This is a genomic window from Chamaesiphon sp. OTE_8_metabat_110, assembly GCF_031382685.1.
Taxonomy (GTDB): domain Bacteria; phylum Cyanobacteriota; class Cyanobacteriia; order Cyanobacteriales; family Chamaesiphonaceae; genus Chamaesiphon.
In genome coordinates this window covers 1-8287 of sequence record NZ_JANMZA010000105.1, presented here as the reverse complement: position 1 = coordinate 8287, position 8287 = coordinate 1, and the positions used below count along the sequence as shown (strand labels likewise).

Here is an 8287-nt window from a genome sequence, read left to right as displayed (position 1 = left end):
TCGGTATCGGCGGTAACTCGACCGTTAGTGTTAGCATAGGCAGCAATCACTTTCCAGCCAGGGGCTAATTCGCCCGCCACATCAACCTCGATTCCCTGGCTGCGCTGCTCTCCAGAAGCGATCGAAGCAAAGGGATCGTTAGGATCGCCAACGGGGACGTTTTGCTTGGTAATATCAAAGTATGCCAAGGTTGCCAATAATTTACCATCGAATAATTCTGATTTCACCCCAAATTCGTATCCTTTCCCACGTTGCGGATCTAAGACTTGTCCGGTTGTGGTTCTGTCGGTATTGGGTTTGAAAGATTGGGAGTAGCTACCATAGAGGGATAAGGCGGGGGTGAGTTGATAGACTAACCCCACGCGCGGACTCAGGGCATTAGCAGTACTGTTATCATTTCGGGCGGGATCGTCAACCGCAGCGAGGAAATCGGTATTTTTTTGGTCGATCGCATCGTAGCGGACACTCGCTAGGAGTTTGAATCGATCGGTAATGCCAATTTGGTCTTGGAGATACACCCCATAACTATCGGAAGTAACGAGATTGTCTGTAAAGGGGGCTAAAGCGTCTCGACTGGGTTTGACTAGCACACCATAAACGGGATTGAATAAATCTAAGGAGTTGGGGGTGCGATTGATGCGGTTGGCAGTGCGACTGTCGCGACGAATGTAATCTACGCCAGCTAATAGGGTATGGCTGACCGATCCGGTATTGAATTCACCAATTAAGTTAGTTTGGAAAGTATAGTCTTTGAGTTGAGCTTCTTGCTGGGCGGGAAAGCGCGTGACCAGGTTAGTGGTATCGTTAAAGGTCGGTAAGGCAACTACATTAAAATCAAATTGATAGGATGAATACTGAAAAGTGTTTTTAAGCCTCAATTGAGGGCTGAAGCGATGTTCGAGATTGTAGCCGATTTGCAAAGCGGTGTTGGTGACAGTATCCGTCGGTTCGTTTATGATGCGATCGATCGGGACATCGGCGACCTTATTGCCGACAGCCGGAATCCCAAAATCAGCTCCACGCTTACCGTTGATATATTCTACCGACACGGTAAGGTCGGTATTCTCGCCAATTTTTCCGGTGACTGTCGGGGCAAACACAAACTTCTGGTTGCTCTGGTTGAGATTTCGCACGCTAGTCGAAGTCTCGTATACTCCATTGATCCGACCGAGGATACTACCATCGGGCGTGAGCGGGCCTGAAAAGTCAAATCGCGGACGTATTTGATTGCGACTACCGATCTGAACCTCGATTTCATTAAAAGGATCTCTTAACGGCTTTTTCGTGACTAAGTTAACCAACCCCCCAGGCTCGATCGCCCCTGATAGAATGGAAGAGGGGCCTTTGAGGACTTCGATCCGCTCTGCCGTAGCAATATCGGTCGTCGGGGGCGTGACACCGCCAATATCCCCCCGTCTGAAGCCATCCCGAACGACGGCACCACCTGAAAAGCCTCGGATAATTAACTGTTCGCCACCGCGCGATTGACCGTCACCATTGAAGATGACACCGCTGACATTGGCTAGTGTTTCTTTAACTTGGGTTGCTTGCCTGTCGCGAATTAATTCGGGCGGGATAATCTGTACTGAAAATGGTGTTTCCAAGATCGGTGTATTCGTTCCCGTAGCACTGGAAGCATTGGGAATAAAATACCCAGCCTTGCGTTTACCTTTGACGATGATTTCGATTTCATCACCAGCCGTCGAGAGTGTAACGGGAACCGCACTAAAAACTAAGCCATCGGTACCTGTGGCTACTTGAATTGTTGGTAATGCTTCCTTTCCGGTCACACTGACCCGCACCAAGGTGGGGGTGACTTGGACGACGGATATTTCAGCGATGCCCGGATCGGGATTAACCGCCCGATACTCGGCAGCATTGGGTAAAGCTAGGGTGGCGTTGGGAATGTCGTAGGTAACTGTGACATTCGAGTTTTGGCTAACTGGCTGGGGGATATTTGCAGTGGGGGATTCGAGGCGAATTTCGATCCCTTTTTCGGTGGTACTGACTTTTACACCCGTTACTTTGACTGCGGCAGCTTGTGCTAATAACTTGCGCGGTAAGCGATTTGCTGCTGGTACTGAGGACTCACTTTGATAAGAATTATTAGCAATTGAAGCTCGCGCATTAGCAGGAATGGATACAGCGATCGCCAAAATGTTAATCAGAAAGCATAGCGGCAAAAATGCGCTAGGAGCGAAGCTTTTTTGGCGCGACGGAACGAGATTCATGGTTTTTTTCTTAAACATCGGATGTAATATTTTTCTAGATACTTCAATGATTGGGATTTACCCATCTCTGCGAGCGATTCTCTGGCGAGAGGCTATGCCAACGCGCAAACCCTTCGAGGGCAAGCCTTTATGGTACATAAGCGCGCAAAACTGACCCCGAAACCGATGTGTATCGATTGAGAAATACAGTAATTATTATTTTTAAAAGACTAAGTAAAATCTTACACTTATTGAGATTTACTTGCAACTAAATTTTGAAGATTATGGCATCGGAATTTGGGGTAGGGTGGTTAGAATAGAGCGATCGCAACTCGGAGATCGAGATTTCGGGATCGATCGATAGTAGTGTCAGGATCGATTCATAGCTGGCAAGTAGTTGGGCGATCGTCGTATCCGTGTACCGATCGATCCCATAATTGACCATTACCCGCATAGGTGTGGACATTTCTATATAAAATTCTAGGGGCGTTTCTGGGGCGTATAGTTCGGCGGAAATCTCGTCCCAATGTTGCTGTTTGGTTTGCATTTCTACCAGTTCCCAGCCAGGAATTGGCTCGATCCCTTGAGTTGAATTCGTCACGGTGAGACTGGCGGCGATGTCGATTTTTCCGTGCAGTTCGATGGCATCGAGTACCGACTCGAAGGGGACATCTTTATGGGCGATCGCTTGTTGGATGTCGAGTTGAAGTTGTTGGAGAGACATTTTACCAGTCAGATCGGGGGTGAATTTAGATGTCAAAATCACTTCGTTGATAAAGCAACCCAGCATTTGCTGGGTTCGGGGGATCGTGCGATTGCCCACGGTGGTGACGATCGCGATGTCCGATAGATCCCTCTCGGCGGCTAGAGCGATTTGCAATCCAGTGGCGAGGACGGTGAATGTCGTAACGTTTAGGGCACGACTCAGGGATTCGATCGCCTCAACTAGGGATGTAGGAAATTGGCTGAAATGATACTTGGATTTCGGACTTAATGATTTGGGTGTCGATATCTCCCCATCACCCCGTCCCCCGATCTCCTCGTCTCCCCCTCTTTCATACCCATCACTAACGCTTGATAATTTCTGTTGCCAGTAGGCTAGTTGGGTGGCGATCGCATCTGCATGTTCGGGCTGTTGTTGCCAAGCGACAAGATCGGCGTATTGTAGGGGTACGGCGGGGAGCGGGGATGGTAAGCCGCGATCGAAGGCTTGAATCAGTTGGTGCAATTCATCAATTAGCAAGCTAAAGGAAGAGCCATCGGTAATGATATGGTGGATCGTTATTAATAACCAATGTTCTTGGGGTGCGAGTTGGAGTAGGTTAGTTCGGAGTAGGGGGGCGATGGCGAGATCGAATTCAGGAGTAGCGAGATCGATCGCGAGGTTAAAGGCGGCTAATTCTCGATCGGCTGGGGGTAAGGGTTGTAAATCCCGATAACCCAAGGGGAGATGTAGTGTGGGTAAGATATACTGAATCGGTCGTTCGTCAACTTCGCGAAATACCGTCCGCAGGATTTCATGGCGGCGGATAATCTCATTAAAGCTGCGTTCGACGACAGCGGGGTGGAGATCGCCTTTAATCCGCAACACGATCGAGCTATTGAGGGCGGAACTACTACTCCCTGCATGATGCCACGCCCAGATTGACTCTTGGGAGAAGGAGAGCGGTACAGAGGTGGCGAAGGTGCGATCGATTGGGCGCAGGGATGATTTATTATCGAGGGAGAGTCGCTCGATCCTTTCTGCCAAACCAGCAACCGTCGGCGACTGAAACAGATCGACGATCGATAGTGGTACTTCAAAACTCGATAGCAATCGAGCGATTAATTTGGTAGCGAGTAAAGAATGTCCGCCCAATTCAAAAAAGTCATCATCGACACCGACGCGATTCTCTTGCAGAGAGGCTACGCCAACGAGATTTAATACCTCACCAAAAATGCGGGCGATTTCCGTCTCGATCGCATTTCGAGGAGCGATAAATACGTTACCTAAATCCGATCGATCTAGCTCTGGCGCGGGTAACATTTGACGATCGATTTTGCCATTACTATTCAGCGGTAAGGCTGCTAGCAGCATGAATCCGGCTGGCATCATATACTTAGGCAATCTCGTTTCGAGCAGACGGCGGAGGCTGCGAATGGTTGGTTCAGAGCCAGATTCCGGCACGATGTAGGCGACGATCTGCTTGTCCCCGTTGGCATCTGCGAGATCGATCGCCAGACTTTCGCGCACTTGGGGATGTTGAGTCAACAAGGCTTCAATCTCGCCCAATTCGATCCGAAATCCGCGTATTTTCACCTGTCGATCGATCCGCCCCAGAAATTCGATCGTCCCATCCGCCCAATAGCGCACGCGATCGCCTGTTTTATACAGACGGGCATTAGGGTTGAAGGGATCGGGGATAAACGCTAGTGCGGTGAGATCGGGACGATTGAGATAGCCTCGTGCCACACCTGCCCCACCGATATACAATTCGCCAGGGATGCCGATGGGAGACAGTTGGCGGGATGAGTCGAGGATGTAGGTGCGAGCATTGGTAACTGGTGTACCAATCGGTAGTTCGCGTCCGGTTAATTCTGCGGCTGTGAGTGTGGATAAATCGATCGTAGTGGTCACAATTGTGGCTTCAGTCGGCCCGTAACTATTAACGAGGCGGACGTGAGGTTTAACCAGTTTTTGCCAGGTTCTAAAGCGATCTCGTGCGGCTTTTTCACCTCCCAAAATCACCAATCGTACCGAATCGGGCAGGGTTAATTTCTGGGTTTCCATTTCCGTTACCATCTGATGCCAGAAGGCTGTGGGCAAATCCAGTACGGTAATTTGCCACTCCGCGCAGGTGTGGAGAAAGATCTCGATCGAACTGAGCATGGCTTCGGTTCGCAATACCAGTGTCGCCCCGCACGTCAAACAGGGGAAGATTTCTTCCGCCGCCGCATCAAAACTCAGTGAGGCAAATTGGAGTACGCGATCTCGATCGTCAATCGCATATTCACCAGTGGCGGCGGCGGTATAATTCGCCAAGGAATCATGTTGCACCATGACACCTTTGGGTTGTCCGGTGGAACCGGATGTGTAGATAATATAGGCAAGGCGAGCGAGCGACAGGGAAAGGGCTAAATCTGCATCACTTTCTAGGGCGATCTTTTCCCAATCCGCATCGATTAATACCACAGGGGCATCGAATGTGGGTAGTTTGGCAACGAGCGACTTTTTAGTTAAAAGTACCGATACCTGAGCATCGGCGAGGATAAACTCCAACCGCTCGGCGGGATAGTATGGATCGATTGGTACATATGCGCCGCCAGCTTTGATAATCCCCCATAAACCGACGATCGTCTCGATCGATCGATCCACACAGATACCCACGAGGCTTTCTGGTTTAACGCCCAAATTTTGGAGATAATGGGCGAGTTGGTTACTACGTCGATCGAGTTCGCTATAGGTAAGTCGTTCGTCACCACAGATTACCGCTATTGTATCGGGATGCTGCTGTACCTGTGCTGCAAAAGCTCGATCGATCACAACGATGGGGAGATCGTTAACGGCGATCTGCTGCCATGCTTGTAACTGTTGTATTTCGCTCGGTGGGAGCAGAGGTAAATCCGTCAAACAGCAGTTGGGATTGGCGACAATCGCCGCGAGTAAGGTGTGGAAATGTGCTAATAGCCGCTCGATCGTGGATTCATCGAATAGATCGGTGTTATATTCTAGCTTGCCAATCAGCCCGCTTTCGGATTCTACCAGGTGGATGGTAAAGTCGAATTGAGATGTATGATTGTCGATCCGATCGTGTTCGACATCTAGATTTGGTAGCTCGATATTCTCGATCGAAAAAGCATTTTGAAACACCAACATTACCTGAAATAATGGTGCATAGGTTAAGTTTCGCGCTAGTTGTAGTTCCTCTACCAGTTTTTCAAACGGCAAAGTTTGATGAGCCAATGCGCCTAATACAGTTTCGCGCACGCGATCGAGTAAAGTACGGAAACTGGGATTACCCGACAAGTCACTACGGAATACCAAGGTATTGATAAAACAGCCGATTAAATTTTCTAGTTCCGGTTGCTGACGATTGGCAATCGGCGCACCAACAAGGATATCTTCTTGCCCGCTATACCGAAATAGCAAAGTTTGGAGGGCAGCTAAAAGGGTAACGAAAGTCGTACAGCCAGCTTGTTGGGATAGTGCTGCAATCGAGTCAGTCAGCGGCTGGGGAATCGTAAAAGATAATGTTTTACCTGTAAAAGATTGTACCGGAGGACGAGATCGATCGCTCGGTAATGGCAATAAATCGGGAGCTTGGTGCAATTTCTGTTGCCAATAAGCCAGATCCGCCGCTAACATTTGCCCGTGTAAATGTTGCTTTTGCCAGATGGCAAAGTCGGCATATTGAATCGGTAATGCCGCCAAAGGTGAAGGTTTACCACTAGCAAAAGCGGCATAAATCGCACTCAGTTCGCGAAAAAAGACCCCGATCGACCACGCATCGACGCTAATATGATGCAAGGTAAGCAGCAAAATATGTTCGGTGGGGGCGCAAATTAACAGACTCGATCGTAATAATATATCGGTTGCTAAGTTAAATGGTTGACAAGCTTGAGCTTGAGCGATGCGCTCTATTTCTAGTTCTCGATCTAAGGGATCGATCGATCGTAAATCGATAAAAGGAACGTACCAATTACCGACGGGATTAATAATTTGAATCAGTTCGCCTGCAACAGTTTGGAAAGTTGTCCGTAAAACTTCATGACGGCGGAGAATTTCTATCAAGCTACGTTCGAGGGCATTGACATCAAGATTGCCAGAGATTTTGAGCAAAATTGAAACATTATTAGAAACTGCACTTTGAGTTCCCAATTGGTCTTGAAACCACATCCGTTGTTGTCCAAAGGAAACCGCAAACCGATCTTGCCCCGTTGTCTCATCGCGCTTGGGTATTGCCCAAGATTGAAGCGGTTGAATCGTCTTTTGTTGGTTTAGTCGCTGTTTTAATAATGCCTGTTGTTCTGGTGACAATGCGGCAATTCTTTTTGATAAATCGTTCATTGTTGAATAATAGTTTTTAAATAAATAGCGAGGAGAGATCCTCAACTTCTTGAAGAAGTTGAGGATCTGGTGGCATCAATTATTGCAAATCTGCTGTTAAGACGCGCTTCAGCCACCATAAAACAACCGCCGCAATCCCACTATAAACAGCAACGATCGCGGCGATCGCTAAATCCCCAAATAACCAATCAGAACCCAATCCCTCACCTAACCAAAACGTCCCCAAACTACCTAATAAAATTCCAGATCCTAACTTAATTAACACCTCCGGCACATTTAATAAATACTTGTGTAAAACCGTGACAACGAGTACTGAAAATACCAGCGCGATCGCCGTACCAGCTAGCGACTCATACCACGCACCCGAAGCTAATCCTAACGTGACAACTAAGATAGCAACTTCAAAAGTTTCGAGGATCGCACTTTTTGCCATCACCCAGAAATTCAATTGATTGAATCCCAAATTTTGCCCATCCAATACAATCTCTTCGGCAGCAAGTGGATCGTCTGACATCCAACCCGCTCGTTTGCCTTTTGCTAACCGTTTGATGGATTTATTCACCCATCGCCAGCCAAACCAGAGTAATGTTAATCCGACTAAAATTTCTAGCCAATTGAGGGGAATCGATCGCAAGATGCCGCCAAAAGGAATGGCAATTATTCCAACTAGTAATACGCCAAAAATGCTACCCGTAATAGCTTCGCGTCGATAGCCCGATCGCGCGATCGCATAGGCAATTACGGCAATCTCTAAAAAGTCGATCGCAGCACCACCGATGGCAGCGATAAGAATGTTCCAATTGATGTTCGTCATCTAGTTTGTTTAACTTACTAAGGTTTTGACTCGATCGATTGATGTATAACTGCGTTTGAGATCTTTGAGAAAATCTAAGCTTTCCATTACCCAGTCAAATTCAACGCCAAAATCAATTAAGGCGGCAACTTCATCGACTCCGGCTTGTTGTAAACTGTCAATAATCGTCCGGCACTGCGTCGGTGTGCCCATTAATACTTTGCCATTAAAATAAGT

The 8287-nt window shown here is 48.0% G+C and carries 3 protein-coding genes and 1 pseudogene; all 4 read right to left on the bottom strand.

The features are described from left to right. The coding region (locus RMO52_RS03785; protein WP_310410989.1) for a TonB-dependent siderophore receptor at positions 1 to 2231 on the bottom strand (2231 nt) is incomplete at its 3' end. Positions 2232 to 2478: 247 nt separating this feature from the next. Further along, entirely contained in the window at positions 2479 to 7257 is a 4779-nt protein-coding gene (locus RMO52_RS03780) for a non-ribosomal peptide synthetase (RefSeq protein WP_310410986.1), read from the bottom strand. Between the two features lie 79 nt (positions 7258 to 7336). Further along, positions 7337 to 8071: a hypothetical protein gene (locus RMO52_RS03775; protein WP_310410983.1), complete on the bottom strand. Its 735-nt coding sequence runs from the start codon at positions 8069 to 8071 to the stop codon at positions 7337 to 7339. A 9-nt stretch (positions 8072 to 8080) separates the two neighbouring features. Continuing rightward, positions 8081 to 8287: pseudogene (locus RMO52_RS03770) on the bottom strand (siderophore biosynthesis protein); the annotation flags it as partial.